A 22,834-nucleotide genomic window follows, 5' to 3' on the forward strand; every position below is an offset into this window, starting at 1 on the left:
TCACTTGTTGCCCCCATCCAGCAACGTCACGCCGCTACGGCTGACCGACACCAGCAACTGGCGGCCCTGAAATTCCAGCACGGCGATCTTGGTGCCGGTCGACACCATCATCGTCTCGCGCACCTTCACCAGCCGCTCGCCCTGGTTGCCCGGCATCCGCGCTTCCAGCCGACGCCAGAGATACAGGCAGCCGATCATCAGGCCGCACACCAGCGGCAGCAGCACGACCAGCTTGAGGATGTACGACCACATCATCAGCGCTGGACCCGCTTGTCGGGGCTGACCAGTTCGGTCATGCGCACGCCGAAGCGGTCGCCCACCGTCACCACCTCGCCCCGGCCGATCAGCGTGCCGTTGACGAACACGTCGAGCAGCTCGTTGGCGGCGCGGTCCAGCTCGATCACGCTCGATTCGCCCAGCGCCAGCAGTTCGCGTAGCGTCAGGTGGGTCGAACCGATCTCGACGGTCAGCCGCACGTCGACGTCCTGCAACAGCTTGAAATTGGCGGCGAGCGACGCCTCGGCGGGGAAGCCGCCGGTCATGTCGTTCATTGGAAATCCTCTTCGAAACCGGGGTCGATGGAGATGAGCTTGATCGCGGCCTGCCCGTTGGCGGTGCCGACGGTGCCGGTGCCCAGTCGCTGGTTGGCGACCCATACGGGCACTTCGGGGCCGAAGCTGATCGGGATGACGTCGCCTTCCTTCAGCTCCAGCAGCACGCCCAGCGACACGACCGGTTCGGCCAGCACCGATCGCACCGGCAGCTTCACGGTCATGACCGCGCGGGTCAGGCCCGATCGCCAGCGCGGATCGGGGGTCGCGGTCTTGCCGTGAACCTTGGTGGTGAGCTGCGGCGCGTGCGGCTTGAGCGCCGCCACGGGATAGAGAATGTCGATGAAGGTCGGGCGGCCCTCGTGCGCGGCGATGCCGAAGCGCGTCGCGACCACCGCGTCCTCGCCGTCGATCGCGCTGAGCATCGCCGGATTGGCTTCCGGGTTGCCCGCCTCGAACGCGATGCCGGCCAGCGGCCCCCATGCTTCCGACAGCGGCTGCGCGATCGCCCGGGCGAGGCGGCGCAGCATCGCCTCGGCGGCGGGCGAGAATTCGCTCGGCAACGGATTGGGCACGTCGCCGAACCCGCCGAAGAACAGGTCGAGCGTTTCGAGCAGGAACGCGCCGTCGATCACCAGGATCGCCGGGCTGCCCCCGCTCGACAGCGTCAGCGGCACCCACGCCGTCAGCCCCGTCCCCTTGCGCCCCGCGCAGAACCCCGCGAACCGGTCGACCTCGACCGGTTCGGCCCAGCTTCGCACGGCGCGGCGCAGCAGCGGTTCAAACACCTGCCGCATCGACCGCGCCATGCGCGTCGACAGATGCTCGAAGGCATGCAGGTCACCGAACGGGTTGAGGTTCGTCGCCCCCAGCGTCGCAACATGCGTTGCCGTGGCGGTGCGTCGGGCCTTCTCGCGCCGGTCGGCGGGGGCGGGGGTTGCGGGCGTGTTAACCATGCCCGTTCACTGAACAACGAAATTGGTAAAGTAGACGTTACCGATCCCGCCAAATCCCTCCTTTTGCACCAGCGTGTCGTTGATCGCCTTCTTCAGCCGCAGCGCCAGTTGCTTCTTGCCATCGGCGGTGAACACCTGATCCTCGGTCGTCTCGCCCAGCGCCATCAGCACCGCCGATCGCACCGCGATCTCGTGAGTCTTGAGGTTATCCAGCACCTTATGGTCATAGGGTGTCGAGATGGCGACGCCGATCTGCGCGAAATGGACGCTGTCGGCCAGGTTCGCGGTGAACTCCTTTTCCATCGCGTAATAGCTCGACGCATAGCGATCGCCGCCTTCGCCCTCGGGCGTCGGCTTGCCGCCTTCGGCGACGGTTTCGTTGCCGCCGCCCGACTCGCCGCCTTCGCCGCCGCCCGATTCGCCGCCCGATTCGGCACCGGCCTTAACCTCTTCGGACTTGGGCACCAGCTTGGGGGTATCGGGATCGGCCGCTTCCTTGTGGCCGCCGCCACCGATCAGCCCGGCCGAACTGGCATAGAGGCCCGCCCCCACGCCGCCGCCCAGCAGCACCAGCACGCCAACCCCCAGGACGAGCATCTTGCCCATCTTGCCCTTCTTCTTGACCGGCGCCTCGGCCGGCTTGTCCTTGTCACTCATGGTTCAGTTTCCTCAGGCGATACGAAGGTCGTCGGTAACGGGGTCGGGCGTCTGTGCGCCCGTGAACGGTTGCGGCCGGCGCGGGGCGGGGGGCGGATCGTGGCGGGGGTCGCCCTGCCGCGATCCGACGTCCACCTGCATGCCGCCCAGCTTCAACCCGCGCTGCGCCGCCATTTCGGCAAGGCGCGGCTGGGCATCGGCCAGCAGCCGCCCGGCATCGGCGGTGTCGCTGGCGAAGCGGACGGCCACGCCGTCCTCGCCGTGGCTCAGCACGATCTCGATCGCGCCCAGCGCATCGGGCGACAGGCGGATGCGCGTCTCGCCGCTCCCGGCCTGTTCGCCCTGCAACGTCTCGATATGGTCGATCATCCCCTGCATCCAGCGATCGTCGCGCAGGTCCAGCCGCGCGCCATCGGCGGCGGCGGGCGCGGCGATCGGGCGCGGCACCGCCTCGGCCATGCCGGCGATGCTCCACGGCATCGCCACGTCGCCCTCGCGCGGCGTGGCGGAATCGCGTTCCTCCGGCAGCGCGTCGGCCAGCAGCGCGGGCGCGGCATGGGCGACCTGGACGGGAACCGGCGGGGCAGGGGGGGCGATCGTCACCACCGGCGCACTGGCTTCCCCGGCCATCCGGTGGCGTGGGGCCACCGGCAGGTCGGACGCAGCGGCCGGCAACGCCTTGCCCTCCGCCATTGCCGGCGGCGGCGCGCCCTCGGCCGGCGGCGGTGCCAGCGGCAGGCCGTCGATCGTCTCCGCCACCGGCGATACGCCGGGCACAGCAGGCGGCGGCGCGATCCCGGCCGGCGATGGCGGCACCGGCGCGGTGCCGGCCACGGCGGCGGGCGGCGTCTGCACCATCGGCGGCGCCACCGGCACCATCGGCGGCGGGATCAGCCCGGCCAGCAGCAACGCCGGATCGGGCGCTCCTTCCGGCAAGCGTTTGCCGCCCGGCGGGGCAGCGGGCTGCCGTACGTCGCCGCCGGCCGCTTCGCCGACCCCGGCGAGCAGCGCGGCAAAGGCGTCATCGCCGGCATCGCGCCGTGCAGGCCGGCCCGGCGGGGCGATCGATCGTTCGAGAGGGGAAAGTGGCTGCATGCGCTGGTCCGTCGAGAGTTCGACGGACCCATCAGCAAGGATCGTGCCGGTTTGGCTTGCGCACCGGCGGCGCATTTTCCAGCGCGCGCATTTCCTTGAGCGCGCTTGCCGCATCGGCACGCGCGATCAGCTTTTCGACCGCGCTCTGGTCGCGCCGTGCTTCGAGGGTGGCGGAGCGCGCCTGTTCCAGCCCGACGTCGGCCTGCGCCACGCGCCGTTCGGCCAGTTGCGCCGACACATGCAGCCGTTCGCGATAATGCGCCGCCGCACCGAGGCTCGACGCGCTGGCCACCGGGGTCGTCACCGGCGCGATCGCCTGCGCCAGACTGAGGATACGGTCGCGCATCGCCGCCTCGTCCGCCACGCGCGCGGCGGCGCGTGCCTCGTCGGCCTGGGTCAGCCCCAGTTGCAGCGTGCGGACGCGCAGCACGCGCGCCAGTCTTTTGGCCTTATCCGTCACCGAACACGCCGGTCAGCTCGGCGACCGCATCGGGGAGCGACACGATCTCGTCGGCGTCCTGGCGGATATATTCCATCACCGCCGGCTGCGCCGCGATGGCATGGTCGATCGCCGCGTCGGTGCCGGTGCGATACGCCCCCATCAGCACCAGATCGCGGTTCTCCTCGAACGTCGCCAGATGCCGCCGCAGCACCCGCGCGGCGGCCAGATGCGGCTTGTCGGCGATGTCGGTCATCACCCGGCTGACCGAGGGGCCGAGGTCGATCGCCGGATAGACGCCGCGCTCGGCCATCTGCCGGCTGAGCACGATATGCCCGTCGAGGATCGATCGCGCCGAATCGACCACCGGATCGCTGTTGTCGTCGCCATCGGCCAGCACGGTATAGATGGCGGTAATCGATCCACCGCTGCGCACGCACGTTCCCGCGCGCTCGATCAGCCCCGGCAGCATCGCGATAGCCGAAGGCGGATACCCTCGTGCGGAAGCCGGTTCGCCGAGCGCGAGGCCGATCTCGCGGCCGGCATGCGCCACGCGGGTCAGCGAATCGATGATGAGCAGCACCTTCTTGCCCTGCTCGCGAAATCCTTCGGCGATCGCGGTCGCGCGCAGCGCGCCGCGGATGCGCAGCACCGGCGAATGGTTGGCGGGCACCGCCACCACCACCGATCGCTGGCGCGCATCGCCCTTCAACTTGGTTTCGAGGAAGTCTGACACTTCGCGGCTGCGCTCGCCAATCAGCCCGACGACGACGACATCGGCCTTTGCCGCGCGCACCATCATGCCGAGCAGCACCGATTTGCCGACGCCCGATCCGGCCATGATGCCGACACGCTGCCCCTGACCGATCGTCAGCAGCCCGTTGATCGCGCGGACGCCGACATCCATTGGTTCAAGCACGCGCCCCCGGTCGAGCGGCGATTGCAGCTTGCCGCCCAGCGGCCAGCGGCCCGCCCCCCGGATCGGTCCCTTGCCGTCGATCGGCTTGCCCGCGCCATCGACCACGCGGCCGAGCAGCGCGTCGCCGATCTCCGCCTCGCCCGGCGCGCCGCCCGGCCGCACCAGTGCGCCGGGCAGGAGCGGCGCGGGGCCGCCCAGATTCATCATCAGCGTGCGCCCGTTGCGGAAACCGATCGCCTCCGCCTCGATATGGCCGCCGTCGCCGGTCGCGACCTGACACACGGTGCCGACCGGCAGCGACAGCCCGACCGCCTCCATCAGCAATCCGTCATACGACGCCAGCCGCCCGGCGACCCGCGCCTGCGGGCGATAGCCGGTCGGGGCGAGCGCCCCCAGATAATCCTCGGCGAAATGATTCAGCATGAAGCCGGCACCGGCACGCGGTCGATCGCCACGCCCAACTGGTCGAGCCACAGCGACGGTCCGTCCTCGACCACGGTCGACGCCGATTCGAGGATGAACCCGCCGCGCTCGACGCCCGGGTCGGCGACCGGGAACACTGCCTTGGGCAGCTTGCCCTCGACCAGCGGTATATCGGCGGCGTGCATCCGCAGGATCGCCGACTCCGCCCCGTCCGCCAGCAGGTCGGCGGCGGCGTCGATCCGGTCGCCTAGGTGATTGGCCGACACGCCGATCTCACCGACGATCTGGCGCACCAGCGTCATGACCGTCAGTCGCAGCCGTTCGGCCATCGCGTCGCGGTCGATATGCGTCGCCTTGCCCAGCGCGTCGGCCAGATGGACCAGCAGCGCCTGATCGCGCGCCATGTCGATGCGGGCGGCGGCATCGCCCGCCGCCTGTCCCTCGGCGAACCCCGCCGCATGCGCCTCGGCGACCACGTTGACGACGGGCACCTCGACCACCGTGTCGAACGGGTCCCAGCCCTCGGTCGCCTTGCTATCGGGATCGGCCGGGTGGAAATGCTTTGGGGTCGGCTCGGGGGCCGCACCGGCAAAGCCGCGCGGCGGGGCCGGCACCACGCCGGTCGCCGCGAACGGGCCGGGCGCGCCGAACGCGCGCGCGAGGATGTCGGCGGCGGCGACATGGCGGCTGGCGAACCCTGCGACGAAATCGGCGCTGGGGGCGGGGGACATCGGCACGGCACCCTCAAACATAATCGTCCTCGCCTCCGCCCATCATGATCGTGCCGTCCTTCGCCAGTTGCCGGGCGACGGTGATGACGCCCTTCTGCGCGTCGAGCACCTCGGACAGCTTCATCGGGCCGCGCGCTTCCATCTCGTCGCGGATGCCGTCGGCGGCGCGCGCCGACATGCAGCCGAGGAAGCGTTCGCGGATGCTCTCGTCGACGCCCTTGAGCGCACGCACCAGCATGTCGCTGTCAACGTTGCGGATCAGCACGCCGAGGTTCTTGTTGTCCATCTCCAGCAGGTTGTCGAAGACGAACAGCGCTTCCTCGATCGCCTTGGCCACGTCGCGGTCGATCTTGGCGATCTTGGGCATCACCCGCGTCTCGGTTGCCTTGCGGCCCGACGACAGGATGCGCGCGGCGTCCTTGGTCCCGCCCAGTTGCAGCCCGGCCGACGACTGGCGCGCGCCCATCCGCCGCGACAGCATCGATTTCAGCGTCTCGATCGCCTCGGGCGTGATCGGCCCCAGCCGCGCGATCCGGTGCAGGATCTGCGGCTGGATCGCCTCGGGCATGCTCTCCAGCACCTGCGCGGCGATGCCGGAGTCGAGGTTGGCGAGCAGCACGGCGACGATCTGCGGATGCTCGTCCTTGATGAGCCCCGCGATCTCGCCCGCATCCAGCCAGTCGAGCAGGTCGATCGCGCACGCCGCTTCGGCCGGGATGATCCGCGCCAGCACGCTCTCGGCCTTGTCCGGCCCCAGCGCGCGGGTCATCACCGTCTCGATATGCGGGCGCGGGTCGAAGCCCACTGCCGTCCGCTCGCGCGCGCGGTCGACGAAATCGTCGAGCACCAGCGTCACTTCATGTTCGCTGACGTCGGCCACCGCGAACATCGCCTTGCCGAGCTGGCGGACCTCCTCGGGTTCCAGCTTCTGGAGGATCGCGGCGGCTTCCTCCTCGCCGACCAGCATCATCAGGACGGCGGCACGTTCGACGCCGGAATAGATTCGGGTGGGCGCGTTCATTGCTTGGCATCCGACTGGATCATGTCCCGCACCGCCAGCGCGGCACGGGCGGGATTGTCGCGGGTGAAGCCGCGCACCAGCCCGACGCGGTCGTCGTAGCTGCGCGCGCTCTCCAGCATCTCGATGCTCACCGCCTCGCGCGGCGGCGCGCCGGGGGCGGCCCCGGCCAGCGGCTCGCCATTCTCATCGAGCGTCACGGCATCGGGCGCGGGCAGCGCGCCGCCCATCGGCATCCCCGCGTCGGCGGGCGCCTCGCGCTTCTTGAGCAGCGCCTTGGCCATCGGCCGCACGCCGAGGAACAGGACCAGCAGCGCGATCAGCAGCGCGGTGCCGTTGCGCGCCGCCATCGGCACCCATCCCGCGTCGTACCACGGCCGCGCCGCCATCTCGACGACGTCGGGGGAGAATTTGCGGCTAATGACGGTGACGGTGTCCTGGCGCTGCGCGTTATAGCCGACCGCCGCCTTCACCAGATCGTTGATCTGCTGCACCTCGGCCGCCGAACGCGGCTTGCCGCCCTCCGCCTCGCGCAGCAGCACTGCGACCGACAGGCGGCGGATGCCGCCCGGCGCGGCGCGCGTCACCGACACTTCCTTGCCGGTGTCATAGGCGCGGCTGAAATTCTCGGCGGTCTTGACCGGGGCGGTCGCGCCCGGCGCGGTGCCCGGCTGGACCGTGGCCCCCGCCGGACCCGGCGTCGCCGCGCTGAGCGTCGAAGCGGCGGGCGGCGTGTTGCTCAGCGCACCGGGAATGCCGCCGGGCGTCGCCGCTTCCGGGCTGTTGCCCTGCCAGTTGCCCTGTTCGGCGCGGACCGTGCCCTGCTTGTCATAGCTTTCGCGCGTCGCCTGGCTCTCGTCCAGATCGACGTCGGCCTGGATCTCGGCCGAGAAATTGTTCGCACCCAGCAGCGGGGTGAGCAGCGTCGTCAGCTGCGCGCGATACTTGTCCTCGACGCGGCGTTGGTAATCGATCCGCGCATCGGTCAGCGAATCATTGCCGCTGCCATCGCCGGGCTTGGAGAGGAGCGCGCCCATCTGGTCGATGATCGTCACCTGATCCGCCTTCATCCCCGGCACCGAGGAGGCGACGAGGTTCACGATCGAGCGCACCTGCGACTGGGTGAGGCTGCGTCCCGGCTCCAGCCGGACGATGACCGAGGCGGACGGCTGGGCATTGTCGCGTACGAATACGCTCGATTCGGGCATGGCCAGATGGACGCGGGCGTCGGACACCGAATCGATCTCGCCGATCGACTTGGCCAGTTCGGTTTCGCGCGCCTGCCGCAACCGCTCGCCCTCGACCGCGCGGCTCACCCCCATCGGCAACTGGTCGAGGATCGCATAGCCGCCCGGCGCGGCCTTCGGCAGATCCTGTCCGGCGAGCAGGATGCGCGCGCGGTGGTAATCGTCCTCGGCCACGGTCACGCCGCCCGAATCGTCGACATGGTTCTCGATGTTCGCCGCGCTCAGCGCATCGACCACCGCCTGCTTGTCGCTGTCGGGCAGTTGCGGGAACAGCACCCGCTGCGGCGGGGTGGCCAGCGCCATCCACGCGATCGCCGCCGACAGGATCAGGCCGATCATGAAGATCATCGGCAGGCTGCGCTTGACCGCCGGCTGTTTCAGCAGGCCGCCCAACTGCCCCACCGGATTGGCGAAGCGGCCGGGCGCGGCGGGGGTACCGCCACCTGCGGCGGGAGTGATCGCGTTTTCCATATCAGACCGGCATGCTCATGATGTCCTTGTAGGCGGACAAGAGTTTGTTCCTGACCTGCAGCGTCGCCTCGAAGCCGACCGATGCCTGCTGGCGCGCCATCATCACCTTGGCGATGTCGACCGTCTCGCCGCGCTCGTACATCGCCGACAATTCGCTCGCACGGTTCTGCTGGGTGTTCACCCCCTTCAGCGCCTGCGTGAAGGTATCGGTGAAGCTCGCCGGGCGGACCGGTTCGGCCACCGCCGGCATCGGCTGCGGCGCGATGCTGGCATTGGCGCGCGACAGCGCCTGGTTGCGTTCGAGGATCTGCGCGCGAAGCTGCATCACCCGGTCGATGCTCATCGCACCGCCGACACCGCCGATCCCGCTCATGCCGACACCGCCATCGCACGGGCGATCGGCTCACCGGCCTCGCGCGCCTTCGCCAGCCGGTAGCGCAGCGTGCGCTCGGAAATGCCCAGCCGCTTTGCCGTTTCGATCCGGCTGCCGCCGCATTCCTCCAGCGTCCGGCGGATCGCGGCGAATTCGTGGATCTGCACGATGTTGCCCAGCGTCCCCGCCTTCGTCTCGATCGCGCCGCGCGCCGATCCGGCGGGCCGGTCGAAGATGATGTCGCGCGCCTCGATCGCCTCGCCCACGCCCAGCAGCAGCGCGCGCTGGATCACATTCTCCAGCTCGCGGGCATTGCCCGGCCAGTCGTGGCGGACCAGCGCGGCGAGCGCGTCGTCGCTGACCCATGGCAGCTCGCCCCGGTGCCCGGCATGGCGCGCGATCATCGCGGCGGCCAGTGCCGCCACATCGTCGGGCCGCTCGCTCAGCGGGCGGGTGGTGAGCGGAAAGACGCTCAGCCGGTAATAGAGATCGGCGCGGAACCGCCCGGCCGCCACCTCTTCCTGCAGGTCGCGGTTGGCGCAGGCGACGACGCGCACGTCGATCGCCTCGGCCTGCGTCGCGCCGATCGGCACCACTTCGCGCTCCTGCAACACCCGCAGCAGCTTGGCCTGGAGGGAGAGGGGCAGCTCGGCGATCTCGTCGAGCAGCAGCGTGCCGCCGTTCGCCGCGCGGAAGAAGCCTTCGCCCGCCGCCGCCGCCCCGGTGAACGCGCCCTTCACATGGCCGAACAGCATCGCCTCCAGCATCGATTCGGGCAGGGCGGCGCAATTGATCGCGATGAACGGGCCGTCCGACCGGTTGCTCTCGGCATGGATCGTGCGCGCCAGCACTTCCTTGCCGGTGCCGGTCGGGCCGTTCACCAGCACGGTGATGTCGGCGGTCGCCACCCGGCGGGCGAGCGCATAGAGCGCGAGGCTTTCCGGGTCCGCCGCCACCGCCTCGTGCCGGCCGCGCAGCAGGGCGGCGGCAAAGGCATGCGCCAGCTCGGCATCGCCGTTGGTGTAGGTGAGCCGCGCCGGACGCCCGTCGGCGAACGGCACCGCGCGGCAGGGGCCATCGGCGAGGATCAGCGTGCGCGCCGCGATCGGCGGCACCTCGCCGTCCATCACCACGAACACATCGCCCGGTCCCGGTTTCTGCCCGGCATTCGCCAGCGCGAAGCCCTGCGCACGCAGCGACGAGACGAGCGTGAACTTGGAAGCGAGCACGGCGGCGGATGGATAGATCGAGCGCATCGGCGAATGGTTCCCCACTGGATGACAATCCTTTGCCGCGAGTCTGGTTAACACCCGGTAAAATGACTCCCGATTCGGCTCTGTACTCCGCGTACGTACTCGCGCGCGCGCGAGCCGCCGGAAAAGCCCGCATTTTTTCGCTTAAATCCGCCGCCGGGCCGCCGTTACTCCCTGTGGCAGCTTCGTTCCCGAACGCTTTTCAGGGGGGATGCGGGGTCGCCGAAGACAGACTGGAGAACATTACCATGAGTGTTATCGGTACCAACATCGGCTCGCTGCGCGCCGCCAACGCCAACACCCAGGCGAACGAAGCGCTGAAGAGTTCCATGGAGCGCCTGTCGACCGGCAAGCGCATCAACTCGGCCAAGGACGACGCCGCCGGCATGGCGATCTCGTCGTCGATGACCTCGCAGATCCGCGGCATGAACCAGGCCGTCCGCAACGCCAACGACGGCATCTCGCTCGCGCAGACCGCCGACGGCGCGCTGAACGAAGTGTCGAACATGCTGCAGCGCGTTCGCGAACTGGGCGTGCAGGCCAAGTCGGGCACCTACAGCACCGACGACCGCGCCACGATCCAGACCGAAGTCTCGGCGCTGACCGCACAGATCAACGACGTGCTCGACCGCACCGAATTCAACGGCGTGAAGCTGTTCGATAAGACCGGCCAGGACGCCAACAGCAAGTCGCTGACGATCCAGGTCGGCGCGACCTCGGACAACACGGTCGACATCAAGATCAAGTCGCTCGACGCCACGAAGCTGACCGCCGACGGCCTGAACGTCGCCGGTTCGACCGTGACCGCCACGGCGCTCAAGACCGCCAAGACCGAGCAGGTTTCGGCGCAGACCAACTACGACGCCAGCCTGCAGTCGCTGAACGATGCCAAGGCATCGCTCGCCATCTCGACCGCCAAGGGCACCAACACCGCCGCACAGCAGACCGCTGTCGACGACGCGCAGAAGGTCGTCGACGGCGATCCCTCGGCGACCGACGCAGCGCTGAAGGCAGGCACCAAGGCGATGCTGGCATCGGCCAACATCGTGGTGTCGACCGCGCAGAAGTCGGCCGACGCATCGGCGGCGACCGCATCGGCGACCACGCTGACCAACGTCGACAATGCGCTGAAGGACGTGAACGGCCTGCGCGCGTCGCTCGGCGCCACGCAGAACCGCCTCAGCTCGGCGGTCAACAACCTGACGCAGAACATGACGAACCTCACCGACGCGCGCAGCCGCATCGAGGACGCCGACTTCTCGACCGAAACGACGCAGCTCGCCAAGTCGCAGATTCTCGCCCAGGCCTCGACCGCGATGCTCAGCCAGGCGAACCAGTCGCAGCAGGGCGTGCTCAAGCTGCTCGGCTAAGCCCCACGCTGTCCGGTCCCGACGTCTCCCCCCTGCTCGACAGGCGGCGGGACCGGACCAAGGCTGCGAACCGCGAACCCCCGGTTGCCCATGCGCCCCCGGGGGTTTCGCGCGTGCGCTGTCCTACAGGGTACGCCTTATACTAGGCCGGGCGGATGCCGCTCCGCCGCCGCTCCGCACCGCGATCCGTGCTGCTCGCTCGCAGCCCGCGGGCGGCGAGCGTCGTATGGCGAACCGTCCGTACCCCCCACCATCGTCATTCCGGCGAAGGCCGGAATCCCTATACGCCGACGCTGCGGTTCCTGACCGGGAGCGGTTCCGACGGACTCGAGGTCCCGCCACGGGCAAAGCCCGCGTCGTCGGACGGCGCTTTCCGCGCCGCCGGCCGGACGCGCCTCGTGCGGCTCGGCGTAGCTGCGCTACGCCTTGCCCGGCGCGTCGTTAGTGTAAACTTTGTCAACTTTGGGGGGAATTGGATGCCACGGCGGACGCGACATTCCGCCCCGTATCGTCACCCCGGACTTGTTCCGGGGTCCACGGTCCGGCAATCGGTGTCGCCCTAGCCTCGTGCGGCAGCGTGTGCGGCCGGGTGGACCCCGGAACAAGTCCGGGGTGACGAAGCGGATAGCACGTTCGATCCGAAGTAGCGGGTGGTGCGCTGCGGAGCGCCGAATATCGATCGGACCCGGGCGACTGAGGGCAAACCGCCCGTACCACCCACCATCGTCATTCCGGCGAAGGCCGGAATCCATACACGCTGACGTCGCGGCTCCTGCCCGTCAGTGGTTCAGTTCCTCCCCTCCCTGGAAGGGAGGGGGCGGGGGTGGGTCGGCCGGTTGTGGAGCGCAACCTTCCTACTGGGAGGCAAGATCGCCGGCGTTCCACTCGAAGGTCGATCGGACCCATGGCCCGCCACGGGCAAAGCCCGTGTCGTCGGACGGCGCCTACAGCGCCGCCGGCCGTGCGCGCCTCGGGCGGTTCGGCGTAGCTGCGCTCCGCCTCACCCGGCGCGCATCGCCTTCTTCAACCTATCATGCGCGCTCTTTTTGATCTGGCACACCCGCGCCGCGCCGACGCCCAGCACCTGCCCGATCTCCTCGAGGTTCAGTTCCTCGACGTAATAGAGCTGCACCACCTGCGCCTCGCGCTCGGGCAGCGCGCTGATCGCCGCGATCAGCCGGGTGCGCAACTCGCCTTCCGCCAGCGCCTCGAACGCATCGGGGCCTTCGTCCATGAACCACGGCCCTTCGTCGGTATAGACATCGTCGATCGAATCGAAATGCAGCGACTGGATGTCGGCATAGTCCTGCCGGAGCTTGGCCAGCGGCACGCCGAGCCGCGTCGCGATCTCGCCCGGCACCGGTGCCCGGCCCAGCTCGGTGGTCAGGCTCGTCACCGCCTTCTGATACTGCCGCCGGCGCTGCATCGCCCCCCGGCTGATCGTCGCTTGCCGGCGCAGTTCGTCGATCATCGCCCCGCGCAGCCGCGTGGAGAGATATTGCTCGAACGTCACCTGGCCGCGGTCCTCGAACATCGGCACCGCCTCGACCAGCGCGACGAGGCCGATCTGCACCAGATCCTCGACGTCGACCATGCTGCTCATATGGCCATGGACGTGCCACGCGATCCGGCGGACGAGGGGAAGGTGGCGGCGGACGATCGCATCGGTATCGCCGCTCGCCCGCTGGGTACGGGTGTAGAGCGCGGGCGCGGGTTGAAGCTGCGTCATGCGGCGAGTGCCTCCGGTGCGCCGATCACGGCGACGACTTCGACGGCCTTGTCCTCGGGAACCTCGAAGAAGCTCATCACCGGGGTGTCGGGCAGGCAGGTCTTGACGAGTTTGCGGATCGCGAGGCGGATCGAGGGCTGGACGACCAGCGCGAACGGCTTGGCCTCGGCCATCAGCGGCTGCGCGGCATGGGTCAGCGCGTCGACGATGCGCCGGCCGAGATCGGGCTCGATCGCATGGCGACGCGACGGATCGGCGCGCATCGCTTGTCCCAGCAGCGCCTCCAGATGCCCGTCGAGCGTCATCACCCGCAGCGGCTCGCGCACGCTGCACAGCTTCTGGATGATGAGCGCGCCCAGTTGCGGCCGGATCAACTCGACGATCTCGTCGGCATCCTGCGTCCGCTGCGCGACGACCGCGATCGCCGATGCGATCCGGCGGAACTCCTTCAGGGGGATGTTCTCCGCCAAGAGCGCGCGCAGCACTTGCGTCAGCGTGGTCAGCGTCAGCGGCTGCGGGCAGATCGCGGCGACGAGGCTGGCGGCGCGCTCCTTCAACCCGTCGAGCAGCGACTGCGCCTCGTCCGGTCCCAGCAGGTCGGCGGCGTTGGTCGTCAGGATATGATTGAGGTGGGTGGCGATCACCGTGCTCGGATCGACGACGAGGTATCCGGCACCGGTCGCCGCATCGGCGTCACCCGGCTGAATCCACACCGCGTCCAATCCGAAGGTCGGGTCCTTGGCGAGCTTGCCGTCGAGCATGCCGACCGCCTGTCCGGTATCGAGCGCCAGCATCTCGGTCGCCGACGCCACGTCCTCGCCCACCACGACCCCGCCGATGATGATGCGATAGGTATAGGGGGCAAGATTGATGTCGTCGCGCACCCGCACCTGCGGCACCACGAAGCCCAGATCCTTGGACAATTGCCGGCGCACCCCGGTGATCCGCCCCATCAGCGGCGCGCCCTTGCGCTCGTCGACCAGCGGCACGAGGCCATAGCCGACGTCGAGCATGATGTTGCAGGTGTCGGCCACTTCGTCCCAGCCGATCCGCGACAGGTCGACCGCTTCGGGCACCGGCGGCGGGGGCGGGGGGGCGGCCTTGGCGCGGCTCAATCGCCACGAGCCATAGCCGGCGATGCCGGCGGCGGGGGCGAGGACGAGGAACGGCATCCCCGGCAGCATCGCCAGCAGCCCGAGGATGCCGGCGACCGGCGCCCAGGTGCGGTGCGAGGCGAACTGCGTGGCGATCTGTCCGGCCAGATCCTGGTCGGAGGTGGAGGCGACGCGGGTGACGATCGCGGCGGCGGCGATCGACAGCAGCAGCGAGGGCACCTGCGCGACCAGCGCGTCGCCGATCGCCAGCAGCACATAGGTCTGCGCCGCCTGACCCACCGCCATCTGGTGGCTGACCACGCCGAGGATGAGGCCGCCGACGATATTGATCGCGAGGATCAGCAGGCCGGCAACCGCGTCGCCCTTCACGAACTTCGACGAACCGTCCATCGCGCCGTAGAAATCGGCTTCGGCCCCGGTCTCGATCCGCTTGGCGCGGGCTTCGTCGGGGGTGATGAGCCCGGCGTTCAGATCGGCGTCGATCGCCATCTGCTTGCCGGGCAGCGCGTCGAGCGTGAAGCGCGCCGACACTTCGGACACGCGCCCCGCGCCCTTGGTCACGACGATCATGTTGATGATGATGAGGATCGAGAAGACGAACAGCCCGACGACATAGTCGCCACCGATCAGGAACGATCCGAACGCCTCGATCACATGGCCCGCCGCCGCCTCGCCCTCATGCCCGTGGACCAGCACCACGCGGGTCGACGCGACGTTCAGCCCCAGGCGAAACAGCGTGGCGAACAGCAGCACCGTCGGGAAGGCGGAGAAGTCGAGCGGCTTCTGTGCGTTGAGCGCGACCATCAGGACCGCGATCGAGATCATGATGTTCATGACGAAGAAGATGTCGAGCATGAACGCCGGGATCGGCACGACCATCAGCAGCACAAGCAGCAGGATCGCGCCGGGCAGCGCCGATCCGCGCAGCATCGGCAGCAGCAGGCGGGGGTTGCTCAGCACCGCCTGCATCATGACACTCCCAGATTGGCGAGGATCGAATAGGCCAGCCGCGCCGAATCGGGCGTCGGGCGATAGAGCGAGGCGACGGAGAGCGGCACGTTCATCGTGCTGCGCTTGCCGCGTACGACGTTCAGGTTGGCGAGCGTCGTCGCCAGCCACGCATCGTCATTGCCCTGCGCCTCGTTGCCCAGCACGACCTCGCCATCGAAGCCGTTCAACTGCACCGCGCGCTGCATCATCCCCGATGCGTTGCCCGAACCGCCGCCCGCCACCGTTCCGCGATCGAGCTTGGCGGCGAAGCGCTGGTAGATGTCGGTGAGCGAGCGCGGCTGCCCGCCCTCGCCGAAGAAGATCGAACGGTTCGCGCGAGCCGCCGCTGGAAACATCGCCGCGCCCGACCGGCCGGGATTTTCTGCCATGGCGGCAAGGAATTGCCGCGCGCCGCCCAGCCCGAGGAAATGCGCCATATAGAGGTCGGTGCCGCTCACCTCGCGCCCGAACGTGCCTTCCAGCGCGGCCTTGTTGTCGGCGGCATGTTCGGCGGCCATCAGCGAGGCGGCCTGCGGATCGTTGCGAAGCCCCAGGATCGCCTGTCGCGTCGCGCCATCGGCGACGTAATAGCGCCCCGAGCTGCTGCGCTGGATGCTGTCCGCCGCCCAGCCGAGGCCATGTTCGGCGCCATGCGCCTTCACCACGCCCAGCCAGCTCTGCTCGACGAACTGATACAGGCCGGTCGCCGACGACGTGCCCGCCCGCGCATCGGCGCGCAGGCCGCTTTCGACCTGCGCCTGCCCCAGCAGATAGTGGAAGTCCACGCCGGTCCGCGCGCTCGCGCTGGCGATGGCGTTCTGGACGGATGCTCGGTTGTGTAGCGGAACGACGCTCATCGGCTCGACTTTGCTTCCCCTGTTCGGGGATACGCAGAGCAAGGGGCGTGCCAGTTCCAACGGTTGTCGGGATTAAACCGCTCCCCTCCCTGACAAGGGAGGGGCTGGGGGTGGGTAGGCTCGGGGCGGGTGCCGACGTTCCCTCGCGGGCCGACCCACCCCCGACCCCTCCCTTGTCAGGGAGGGGAGTAATGCAACTCTACCCCACCAGCGCCATGCGCGGGCTGCGGGCGGCAGCCGTTGGCCGGTAGGACGGCAACGCCCCGCCGCCCAGTTGCTCGATCCGGCGACGGACGTTGGCGGCCATCAGGTTGACGTAGATGCGCGCGGTCTCGTTCAGCCGCTTCGCCTCGCCGGTCAGCATGCGCAGCTCGTCGTCCATCGGCGTGTCGTCGTTGGCGGCCACCGCCTCGACGCTGGCCAGCTTGGTCGCGGTGGCGGTGGTGAGCGCGGTCATGTCGTTGGCCTGCAATGCCGCGATCTCGGCATGCAGGCTGTCGATGACGCGGATCAGGGCTTCACGACGGTTCACGGCTGATCCAATCGAATTTGAGAGCGATGAGATTGTCGGCGATGGTCGCGGGCGAGATCGGGAAGCGGCCTTCCTCGATCGCGCGGCGGATCATCGCCACCCGGTCGACATCGACCGGGGGTGACTGGGCGAGCGACGCGGCGGTCTTCGCGACCGCGCTCGTCTTGTCGACGGGGGCGGTGGTATCGACGCTCGCGACGGGCGCGGTCGGCGACGGGGCTTGCACCCGCGTGACGCCACGCGGGCCTGTCGTTACTATCGGGCGATTGCCGATCGGGTCTACCATGTCCCTCGTCCTTGTACGAACTGCTGACACAGAGGGTAACGGCCGATCGGCAAAGTCCTTTAGGAAAAATTACCGGCATTTTTTCGAAGGGCAATATTTAGCCGGCAAAGCCCGGCAGCGCGGCGCGGCCCGCCTCGATCGCAACCGCCTGAATCGGTGGTTTGGCGGGATCGACCTTCACCATCAACCGTCCCCCGGCGGGCGCGTCGCCCATCGCCACCCCGTCGCGGGTGATCGAAAAGCCGCGCGCGCCGGCCTCGACCATGATCGGGTCGCCGCGCCGGATCACCGGTTCGGCCTTTACCGGCGCGGCGGCGACCACCGCCGCTGCCGGTGCGCTCGGCGCCACCGGCACCGCGCGGCGCACCGGCACATAGATCTTCCACGCCGGGGCCATGCAGCTCACCACCACCGCGTCCTTGCGATCGGACAGCCACCCGAACTGCGGCATCGCGCAGCGCGCCAGCTTCAGGCGCGGATCGACCGGCATCTGCGCGCCGCCTTCCTGACCCACGCCCACGCCGGTGAACTGCGCGACCGCCGCATCGAGTTGCGCGGTCGGCTGGAACCCCTGCGCGATCGCGGGCAGCGCCAGCGCGAGCAGCGGGATGCCAAGGAACGGGCGGATCATCGGGTCACTCCTGTGGATGGCCGGCAACCGGCATCTGCCGGGCGGCAAGCGCTTGCCGGGTCGCCGGCAAAGCCCAGATCGATACGGACGCCGCGCCCGCCGGTGGCCGGGGCGGCAAGGACGATTTGTGCGGGGCGGACCGCCCCTTGCGCGACGAGCACGGCGGCGAGCGCGCGGGCGCGGTCGCTGGCGAGGATCGCGGCGCTGCCGGTCGCGGGATCGCTGTCGCCGTCGCTCGATCCGGTCAGCGTCACCGCGATCCGCGGATCGCGCGCGGCATCGCGCACCTCGGCGACCAGCCGGGCGTGATCGGGCGGCAACACCGCCGATCCGGCCGCGAAGCCGGGCAGGGCGAGGCCGGCGACGGTCATCGGCGGCGCATCGAACGCGGCGCGGATACCCTCGGCCAGCGCCGGGCGATCGGTCCCCTGCGTCGCCTGTAGAAAGACGAAGAAGCCGACGAGCAGCAGCGACAGATCGGCCAGCGTCGTCAGCCACAGCGGCCGCCCCGGCGCGGTATCGAAACGGGCGAGCATCATTCCGCCGCCTCGCGAAACTGCGGCCGTTCGCGGCGCGCCAGCGCGACCAGCGGCGTTTCCAGCCGGCTGCGCTCGAACGCCTCGGCACGCGCGCGCGCGCGCAGCCGCCCGGCGACCGGCATGCCGACCAGCGCGGCGATCACCGCGCCATATAAGGTGGCGAGCAGCGCCATCGCCATCGCCTGTCCGATCGTCGCCGGGTCGGTCATCGCCATGAACATCCTGACCAGCCCGACCAGCGTCGCGACCATGCCGAACGCGGGGGCAAGCTCGGCGACCGCGCCCCACATCTCGGCGGCGGCGAGATGGCGTTCGGCGCGCGCGGCGACACGGTGGCGGACCAGCGCCTCGACCTGGCCCGGCCCGGCGCCATCGACGATCGCGGCGATCGCGGCGGCGGTATCGGGATCGGCGATCCGCGACTTGTCGAGCGCCATCACTCCGTGCCGCTTGGCGATCCGCCCCAGCGCGTCGATTTGCTCCAGCACCGGTTCGGCGAGGAACGGCGCGCGCCCGATCGCGCCGACCGCGCGCAGCGCGCGGGCGACGACCGCGACCGGCGTGCGGATCAGGATCGCCAGCGTCGTCCCGCCAACGACGAACGCGGCGGCGAGAGGATCGGCGAAGGGGGCAAGGGCGGCAAGCATCGCGTTCGGTCTTGCAAGCACGATGCCAGTTTGCGGGCGGCAAGCGATTGCCGGGCGGCATGCCGCCTTGCCGGTCGGGCGCGGGTCGGCGTTGCACTCACCACGTCCGTCATTCCGGCGAAGGCCGGAATCCATGGATACGGGCCGATGCGCTTCCTTCGATGCCGCCCGTAACCATGGATTCCGGCCTGCGCCGGAATGACGGCTTTTGATGCGTACCGTGCCCTCCTTCTTTTCGTCATTCCCGCGAAGGCGGGAATCCATATGCGCTGACGTTTACGCTCCTGCCGCGACCCCAGCGGCTATGGATTCCCGCCTTCGCGGGAATGACGAGGGGGTACGCTGCAACACTCGCCCGGCTCACACCCCGAAACTGGCACGCCCCTTGCTGATCCATGCCCGACGCGCAGCGGGCGTGCCGGTTGGGGAACAAGGGTCGATGGCCGAAAACAGTCTGTTCGGGGTACATGGTGCCGCGCTCGAAGTGCGCGGACAGCGCATGGGCGTGCTGGCGTCGAACATCGCCAATGCCTCCACCCCCGGCTTCAAGGCGAAGGACATCGACTTTCGCGCCGCGCTGTCGGGCGTCGAGATGGGCGGCGACGCCGATGCGACGATCGGGCGCAACACGCTCTATCGCCTGCCGCTCCAGGCATCGCTCGACGGGAATACCGTCGAACTCGCGACCGAACAGACCGCCTTTGCCGAAAACGCGGTGGCGTATCAGACGACGCTCTCGTTCCTGAACGGCCGCATCTCGACGATCACCCGCGCGCTGAAGGGAGAATAGGCGATGCCCGGTCCCATGAACCTGTTCCAAGTCGCCGGGCGCGCGATGTCGGCGCAGCTCGTCCGCATGAACACCACCGCCTCCAACCTCGCCAACGCCGGCGCGGTATCGTCGACCGAAGGCGGCGCGTTCCGCACGATGAAGCCGGTGTTCCGCACCAGCTTCGATCGCGCGACGGGACTTGCGACGGTCGATGTCGAGAAGGTCGTGACCGCCGGCGAGAACCCGACGAAGCGCTACGATCCTGGCAACCCGATGGCGGATGCCAACGGCAACGTGTGGGAAAGCGCGGTCGATGAATCGCGCGAGCTGGTCGACATGATGGAGGCCGCCCGCACCTACCAGAACAACGTCGAGGTGATGTCGACCGCCAAGACGCTCATCACCGAAACCCTGAAGCTGGGACGCTGACCCCATGAGCTATGAAACCACCGTCGCCGGTCTGGGCATCCAGCGCACCGGCACCGATGCGACCAGCACCGCGAAGCTCGGTCAGCGTTCGCTGGGGCAGGAGGATTTCCTCGCGCTGATGACCGCGCAGATGAAGAATCAGGACCCGTTCAAGCCGGTCGATAATACCCAGATGGTCGCGCAGATGGCGCAATTCTCGTCGCTGGCGGGCATCACCGAGATGTCGACGACGATGAAGGCGATCGCCGACAAGCTGGGGGCCACCACCCCCGCCGACGCGCTGTCGTGGGTCGGCAAGACCGTGCTGACCGAAGGGGCCACCGCGTACCCCCGCACCGACGGCGGCGTGACCGGCGCGGTCGAGCTAGACGGCGATGCGAGTGCCGTGGACCTGACCATCAAGGACGCGGCAGGCACTGTCGTGCGGCAGGTCGCGATGGGCGCGCAAGGGAAAGGCGCGGTCGGCTACGACTGGGACGGCACGACCGACAGCGGCGCGCCCGCCGGATCGGGTCCGTTCACCATCACCGCGAAAGCCACCGGGGCCGACGGCAAGGCCGTGGCCGCGCGCAATCTCGTCTGGGCACCGGTCACCTCGGTCACGCTGACCGATGGCCAGCCCGTCCTCAACGTCACCGGGGTCGGCCATATCGCCCCCGCCGCCATCCGCCAGGCCGCCTGAGCCAGCCCTTTCTCCACAGGAGCATCCGATGTCCTTCTACACCTCGCTCTCCGGCCTGAAGTCGGCGCAGAACGACATGTCGTCGATCAGCCACAACCTCGCCAACGTCTCGACCACCGGCTTCAAGAAGAGCCGCGCCGAATTCGCCGATGTGATGGCGAGCAACTTCACCCGCTCGCCGACGCAGATGATCGGGCAGGGCAGCGTGATGAAGGCCAACCGCCAGCAGTTCGGCGAGGGCAACCTGGCCCAGTCGTCGGGTGCGCTCGACCTCGCCATCGCCGGCGACGGCTTCTTCGCGGTCAAGGGCGCGGGCAGCGGCGTCAACTATACCCGCAACGGATCGTTCCGGGTCGATGCCGACCAGTTCGTGACCGACGCCGGCGGCAAGCGGTTGCAGGTCTATCCGGTCGACGGATCGGGCAACGTCATCGGCCAGACGATGGGCGCGCTGACCGATCTCAAGCTCGCCGAGACGTCGGGCACGGCGAAGCCGACCGGCGAGGTCCGGCTGAACGTCAATCTCGCTGCCAAGTCGACGCTGCCGACCAACACCCAGTTCGATCGCTTCGATGCCAGCAGCTATAATCAGGTGACGACCACCACCGTCTATGACGCGGGCGGCAATCCGATGACGATGACCAGCTATTTCCAGCGCGCGACCGCGCCGGTGGAAACCGCCGCGGGTGCCGCCGCCGACCTGTCGGGCACGTGGAACGTCCACAGCTTCATCGGCGACCAGCCGCTGAAAGCCGGCGAGAATACGTCGGTCCAGATGACGTTCGACGCGGCGGGCAAGTTGACCACGCCGACCGATGCGGTGACGTTCGGGGCGTTCATGCCGCCCAGCGGCGTGGCGCAGCAGCAATTCTCGCTCAACCTCGCCCAGTCGACGTCGCTGGCGACGCCGTTCAAGGTCGCGACCCAGACGCAGGACGGCGTGGCGGTCGGCGAATTGCAGAGCGTGGCGGTGGACGAGAAGGGGCTGGTCAAGGCCAGCTATTCGAACGGCGAGAGCAAGACGCTGGGACAGGTGGCGATCGTCAACTTCGTCAACCCCGCCGCGCTGCGCCAGTTGGGCGACAGCACCTGGTCGGCGACCGGCGTGTCGGGCCAGCCGGTGGCGGGTGCCTCGGGCCAGAATGGCGCGGGCGACCTGAAATCGGGCATGATCGAGGGATCGAACGTCGACATCACCGAGGAACTGGTCGGGCTGATCGCGGCGCAGCGCAATTTCCAGGCGAATGCCAAGGCGCTCGATACCGCCGGGCAGATCACCGAATCGATCATCAACATCCGCACCTGATGAAACTGGCATGACCCTTGCTGCGAAGCAGGGGTCATTCGGAGGAAAGCATCGATGGACCGTCTGGTCTATACCGCATTGTCGGGGCTCAAGAGCCATCTCGCGTCGCAGGCGGCGATCGCGAACAATATCGCGAACGCATCGACGATCGGCTACCGTGCCGACCGCGTGAACTTCGAGCGGCTGGTCATGAAGGGCGGCAACAACGAGCTCGACTCGCGTGCCCCCGCCGCCGAGGAAGTGGTCGACATGGACCGGCGCGCCGGGGCGATCACGTCCACCGGGCGCAAGCTCGACATCGCGGTCCAGTCGGATTCGTGGATCGCGGTGCAGGCGGCCGACGGTTCGGAGGCCTATACGCGGCGCGGCGACCTTCAGGTGACGCTGGCCGGCACGCTGGAGACGGGGGATCACTTCCCGGTCATGGGTGCCGGCGGGCCGATCACCGTGCCGCCGTACCAGTCGATCGAGATCGCCGAGGACGGCCGCGTGCTGATCGTGCCGCAGGGTGCCGAGCGCGGCGCGCCGCCGCAGGAGATCGGACAGGTCAAGCTGGTCAGCGCGACCGGCAGCAAGACCGTCAAGGGCCTCGACAATCTGCTGCATGTCGAAGGGGGCGGCGCGCTGCCCGCCGACATGCTGGCGAAGGTCCGTTCGGGTGCGCTCGAACAATCGAACGTCAATCTGACGCAGGCGCTGGTCGACATGATCGAGAACCAGCGCAGCTACGAGGTGCAGGCCAACCTGCTCAAGGAGGCGAAATCGATGGACGAGAGCGCCGCCAACCTCATGCGCGTCCAGGCATAAGAGGGAGTT

26 protein-coding genes are annotated in these 22,834 nt (G+C 69.0%); 6 read left to right on the forward strand and 20 right to left on the reverse strand.

Translation table 11 applies throughout. The features are described from left to right. The 12 genes from ASG37_RS08295 to ASG37_RS08350 are packed head-to-tail and all read right to left on the reverse strand — an operon-like array spanning window position 1 to window position 10,136. The gene (locus ASG37_RS08295; RefSeq protein WP_055758118.1) at window positions 1–255 is read right to left on the reverse strand and encodes a flagellar biosynthetic protein FliO; all 255 of its coding nucleotides are present in this window, start codon (window positions 253–255) and stop codon (window positions 1–3) included. Beyond that, window positions 255–551 (reverse strand): flagellar motor switch protein FliN, encoded by a 297-nt coding sequence (gene fliN, locus ASG37_RS08300; protein ID WP_055758121.1) that lies wholly within the window; start codon window positions 549–551, stop codon window positions 255–257. Before fliN ends, ASG37_RS08295 begins: the two co-directional genes overlap by 1 nt. After that, window positions 548–1,507: a flagellar motor switch protein FliM gene (locus ASG37_RS08305; RefSeq protein WP_055758124.1), complete on the reverse strand. Its 960-nt coding sequence runs from the start codon at window positions 1,505–1,507 to the stop codon at window positions 548–550. Before ASG37_RS08305 ends, fliN begins: the two co-directional genes overlap by 4 nt. Window positions 1,508–1,513: 6 nt before the next feature. After that, window positions 1,514–2,164, reverse strand: a complete 651-nt coding sequence (gene fliL / locus ASG37_RS08310) for a flagellar basal body-associated protein FliL (protein ID WP_055758127.1) — start codon at window positions 2,162–2,164, stop codon at window positions 1,514–1,516. A gap of 12 nt (window positions 2,165–2,176) precedes the next feature. Further along, on the reverse strand, window positions 2,177–3,259 hold the full coding sequence (locus ASG37_RS08315) for a flagellar hook-length control protein FliK (RefSeq protein WP_055758131.1): 1,083 nt from the start codon (window positions 3,257–3,259) through the stop codon (window positions 2,177–2,179). Window positions 3,260–3,290: 31 nt separating this feature from the next. Next, window positions 3,291–3,719, reverse strand: a complete 429-nt coding sequence (locus ASG37_RS08320; protein WP_055758132.1) for a hypothetical protein — start codon at window positions 3,717–3,719, stop codon at window positions 3,291–3,293. Next, on the reverse strand, window positions 3,709–5,040 hold the full coding sequence (locus ASG37_RS08325) for a FliI/YscN family ATPase (protein ID WP_055758135.1): 1,332 nt from the start codon (window positions 5,038–5,040) through the stop codon (window positions 3,709–3,711). The genes ASG37_RS08320 and ASG37_RS08325 overlap by 11 nt, the downstream gene beginning before the upstream one ends. Further along, entirely contained in the window at window positions 5,034–5,771 is a 738-nt protein-coding gene (locus tag ASG37_RS08330) for a FliH/SctL family protein (protein ID WP_055758770.1), read from the reverse strand. The genes ASG37_RS08325 and ASG37_RS08330 overlap by 7 nt, the downstream gene beginning before the upstream one ends. Before the next feature lie 13 nt (window positions 5,772–5,784). After that, entirely contained in the window at window positions 5,785–6,792 is a 1,008-nt protein-coding gene (gene fliG, locus ASG37_RS08335) for a flagellar motor switch protein FliG (protein ID WP_055758138.1), read from the reverse strand. After that, window positions 6,789–8,507 carry a flagellar basal-body MS-ring/collar protein FliF gene (fliF, locus tag ASG37_RS08340; RefSeq protein ID WP_055758140.1) on the reverse strand — a complete coding sequence of 573 codons (1,719 nt, stop codon included), beginning with the start codon at window positions 8,505–8,507 and terminating at the stop codon, window positions 6,789–6,791. Before fliF ends, fliG begins: the two co-directional genes overlap by 4 nt. A gap of 1 nt (window position 8,508) precedes the next feature. Then, window positions 8,509–8,880, reverse strand: a complete 372-nt coding sequence (fliE, locus tag ASG37_RS08345; protein ID WP_055758144.1) for a flagellar hook-basal body complex protein FliE — start codon at window positions 8,878–8,880, stop codon at window positions 8,509–8,511. Then, a complete protein-coding gene (locus tag ASG37_RS08350; RefSeq protein ID WP_055758147.1) occupies window positions 8,877–10,136 on the reverse strand; it encodes a sigma 54-interacting transcriptional regulator in 1,260 nt (419 codons plus the stop codon). Before ASG37_RS08350 ends, fliE begins: the two co-directional genes overlap by 4 nt. 245 nt (window positions 10,137–10,381) lie before the next feature. On the opposite strand from ASG37_RS08350, the gene ASG37_RS08355 reads away from it, so the two are divergent. Next, window positions 10,382–11,503, forward strand: coding sequence for a flagellin (locus ASG37_RS08355; protein ID WP_055758150.1), 1,122 nt, complete (start codon window positions 10,382–10,384; stop codon window positions 11,501–11,503). Window positions 11,504–12,503: 1,000 nt separating this feature from the next. Here the strand turns inward: ASG37_RS08355 and ASG37_RS08360 are convergent. The 8 genes from ASG37_RS08360 to ASG37_RS08395 form a co-directional block, all read right to left on the reverse strand. Continuing rightward, a complete protein-coding gene (locus ASG37_RS08360) occupies window positions 12,504–13,232 on the reverse strand; it encodes a sigma-70 family RNA polymerase sigma factor (RefSeq protein WP_055758153.1) in 729 nt (242 codons plus the stop codon). Next, window positions 13,229–15,316, reverse strand: a complete 2,088-nt coding sequence (gene flhA, locus ASG37_RS08365; RefSeq protein WP_200909729.1) for a flagellar biosynthesis protein FlhA — start codon at window positions 15,314–15,316, stop codon at window positions 13,229–13,231. The genes ASG37_RS08360 and flhA overlap by 4 nt, the downstream gene beginning before the upstream one ends. Beyond that, window positions 15,316–16,194: a hypothetical protein gene (locus ASG37_RS08370; protein ID WP_055758156.1), complete on the reverse strand. Its 879-nt coding sequence runs from the start codon at window positions 16,192–16,194 to the stop codon at window positions 15,316–15,318. Before ASG37_RS08370 ends, flhA begins: the two co-directional genes overlap by 1 nt. Before the next feature lie 199 nt (window positions 16,195–16,393). Then, window positions 16,394–16,726: a hypothetical protein gene (locus tag ASG37_RS08375; protein WP_055758158.1), complete on the reverse strand. Its 333-nt coding sequence runs from the start codon at window positions 16,724–16,726 to the stop codon at window positions 16,394–16,396. Further along, window positions 16,713–17,012 carry a flagellar biosynthesis anti-sigma factor FlgM gene (gene flgM, locus ASG37_RS08380; RefSeq protein ID WP_082448124.1) on the reverse strand — a complete coding sequence of 100 codons (300 nt, stop codon included), beginning with the start codon at window positions 17,010–17,012 and terminating at the stop codon, window positions 16,713–16,715. Before flgM ends, ASG37_RS08375 begins: the two co-directional genes overlap by 14 nt. Before the next feature lie 97 nt (window positions 17,013–17,109). Beyond that, entirely contained in the window at window positions 17,110–17,643 is a 534-nt protein-coding gene (locus ASG37_RS08385) for a flagella basal body P-ring formation protein FlgA (protein WP_055758165.1), read from the reverse strand. Beyond that, on the reverse strand, window positions 17,640–18,182 hold the full coding sequence (locus tag ASG37_RS08390) for an OmpA family protein (protein ID WP_055758168.1): 543 nt from the start codon (window positions 18,180–18,182) through the stop codon (window positions 17,640–17,642). Before ASG37_RS08390 ends, ASG37_RS08385 begins: the two co-directional genes overlap by 4 nt. Beyond that, window positions 18,179–18,829: a motility protein A gene (locus ASG37_RS08395; RefSeq protein ID WP_055758171.1), complete on the reverse strand. Its 651-nt coding sequence runs from the start codon at window positions 18,827–18,829 to the stop codon at window positions 18,179–18,181. Before ASG37_RS08395 ends, ASG37_RS08390 begins: the two co-directional genes overlap by 4 nt. A gap of 439 nt (window positions 18,830–19,268) precedes the next feature. Between ASG37_RS08395 and flgB the strand changes: the two genes are divergently transcribed. Genes flgB through ASG37_RS08420 form a run of 5 tightly spaced genes read left to right on the forward strand, consistent with a single transcriptional unit; the run spans window position 19,269 to window position 22,825 of the window. Further along, window positions 19,269–19,619 (forward strand): flagellar basal body rod protein FlgB, encoded by a 351-nt coding sequence (gene flgB, locus ASG37_RS08400; RefSeq protein WP_055758174.1) that lies wholly within the window; start codon window positions 19,269–19,271, stop codon window positions 19,617–19,619. Window positions 19,620–19,622: 3 nt separating this feature from the next. Further along, window positions 19,623–20,030: a flagellar basal body rod protein FlgC gene (gene flgC / locus ASG37_RS08405; protein ID WP_082448126.1), complete on the forward strand. Its 408-nt coding sequence runs from the start codon at window positions 19,623–19,625 to the stop codon at window positions 20,028–20,030. Between the two features lie 4 nt (window positions 20,031–20,034). After that, window positions 20,035–20,712, forward strand: coding sequence for a flagellar hook assembly protein FlgD (locus tag ASG37_RS08410; protein WP_055758181.1), 678 nt, complete (start codon window positions 20,035–20,037; stop codon window positions 20,710–20,712). Window positions 20,713–20,740: 28 nt separating this feature from the next. Beyond that, window positions 20,741–22,018 carry a flagellar hook protein FlgE gene (locus ASG37_RS08415; protein ID WP_055758184.1) on the forward strand — a complete coding sequence of 426 codons (1,278 nt, stop codon included), beginning with the start codon at window positions 20,741–20,743 and terminating at the stop codon, window positions 22,016–22,018. Between the two features lie 54 nt (window positions 22,019–22,072). Further along, on the forward strand, window positions 22,073–22,825 hold the full coding sequence (locus tag ASG37_RS08420) for a flagellar basal body rod protein FlgF (protein ID WP_055758187.1): 753 nt from the start codon (window positions 22,073–22,075) through the stop codon (window positions 22,823–22,825). Window positions 22,826–22,834: the final 9 nt, after the last annotated feature.

The organism is Sphingomonas sp. Leaf407 (assembly GCF_001425385.1).
Taxonomy (GTDB): Bacteria; Pseudomonadota; Alphaproteobacteria; order Sphingomonadales; family Sphingomonadaceae; genus Sphingomonas.

What these genes read in the sequence shown, in the direction of transcription:
- ASG37_RS08295 (WP_055758118.1), bottom strand. Translation starts at nt 255, where the DNA reads ATGATGTGGTCGTACATCCTCAAGCTGGTCGTGCTGCTGCCGCTGGTG.
- fliN (WP_055758121.1), bottom strand. Translation starts at nt 551, where the DNA reads ATGAACGACATGACCGGCGGCTTCCCCGCCGAGGCGTCGCTCGCCGCC.
- ASG37_RS08305 (WP_055758124.1), bottom strand. Translation starts at nt 1,507, where the DNA reads ATGGTTAACACGCCCGCAACCCCCGCCCCCGCCGACCGGCGCGAGAAG.
- fliL (WP_055758127.1), bottom strand. Translation starts at nt 2,164, where the DNA reads ATGAGTGACAAGGACAAGCCGGCCGAGGCGCCGGTCAAGAAGAAGGGC.
- ASG37_RS08315 (WP_055758131.1), bottom strand. Translation starts at nt 3,259, where the DNA reads ATGCAGCCACTTTCCCCTCTCGAACGATCGATCGCCCCGCCGGGCCGG.
- ASG37_RS08325 (WP_055758135.1), bottom strand. Translation starts at nt 5,040, where the DNA reads ATGCTGAATCATTTCGCCGAGGATTATCTGGGGGCGCTCGCCCCGACC.
- ASG37_RS08330 (WP_055758770.1), bottom strand. Translation starts at nt 5,771, where the DNA reads ATGTCCCCCGCCCCCAGCGCCGATTTCGTCGCAGGGTTCGCCAGCCGC.
- fliG (WP_055758138.1), bottom strand. Translation starts at nt 6,792, where the DNA reads ATGAACGCGCCCACCCGAATCTATTCCGGCGTCGAACGTGCCGCCGTC.
- fliF (WP_055758140.1), bottom strand. Translation starts at nt 8,507, where the DNA reads ATGGAAAACGCGATCACTCCCGCCGCAGGTGGCGGTACCCCCGCCGCG.
- fliE (WP_055758144.1), bottom strand. Translation starts at nt 8,880, where the DNA reads ATGAGCGGGATCGGCGGTGTCGGCGGTGCGATGAGCATCGACCGGGTG.
- ASG37_RS08350 (WP_055758147.1), bottom strand. Translation starts at nt 10,136, where the DNA reads ATGCGCTCGATCTATCCATCCGCCGCCGTGCTCGCTTCCAAGTTCACG.
- ASG37_RS08355 (WP_055758150.1), top strand. Translation starts at nt 10,382, where the DNA reads ATGAGTGTTATCGGTACCAACATCGGCTCGCTGCGCGCCGCCAACGCC.
- ASG37_RS08360 (WP_055758153.1), bottom strand. Translation starts at nt 13,232, where the DNA reads ATGACGCAGCTTCAACCCGCGCCCGCGCTCTACACCCGTACCCAGCGG.
- flhA (WP_200909729.1), bottom strand. Translation starts at nt 15,316, where the DNA reads ATGCAGGCGGTGCTGAGCAACCCCCGCCTGCTGCTGCCGATGCTGCGC.
- ASG37_RS08370 (WP_055758156.1), bottom strand. Translation starts at nt 16,194, where the DNA reads ATGAGCGTCGTTCCGCTACACAACCGAGCATCCGTCCAGAACGCCATC.
- flgM (WP_082448124.1), bottom strand. Translation starts at nt 17,012, where the DNA reads ATGGTAGACCCGATCGGCAATCGCCCGATAGTAACGACAGGCCCGCGT.
- ASG37_RS08385 (WP_055758165.1), bottom strand. Translation starts at nt 17,643, where the DNA reads ATGATCCGCCCGTTCCTTGGCATCCCGCTGCTCGCGCTGGCGCTGCCC.
- ASG37_RS08390 (WP_055758168.1), bottom strand. Translation starts at nt 18,182, where the DNA reads ATGATGCTCGCCCGTTTCGATACCGCGCCGGGGCGGCCGCTGTGGCTG.
- ASG37_RS08395 (WP_055758171.1), bottom strand. Translation starts at nt 18,829, where the DNA reads ATGCTTGCCGCCCTTGCCCCCTTCGCCGATCCTCTCGCCGCCGCGTTC.
- flgB (WP_055758174.1), top strand. Translation starts at nt 19,269, where the DNA reads ATGGCCGAAAACAGTCTGTTCGGGGTACATGGTGCCGCGCTCGAAGTG.
- flgC (WP_082448126.1), top strand. Translation starts at nt 19,623, where the DNA reads ATGCCCGGTCCCATGAACCTGTTCCAAGTCGCCGGGCGCGCGATGTCG.
- ASG37_RS08410 (WP_055758181.1), top strand. Translation starts at nt 20,035, where the DNA reads ATGAGCTATGAAACCACCGTCGCCGGTCTGGGCATCCAGCGCACCGGC.
- ASG37_RS08415 (WP_055758184.1), top strand. Translation starts at nt 20,741, where the DNA reads ATGTCCTTCTACACCTCGCTCTCCGGCCTGAAGTCGGCGCAGAACGAC.
- ASG37_RS08420 (WP_055758187.1), top strand. Translation starts at nt 22,073, where the DNA reads ATGGACCGTCTGGTCTATACCGCATTGTCGGGGCTCAAGAGCCATCTC.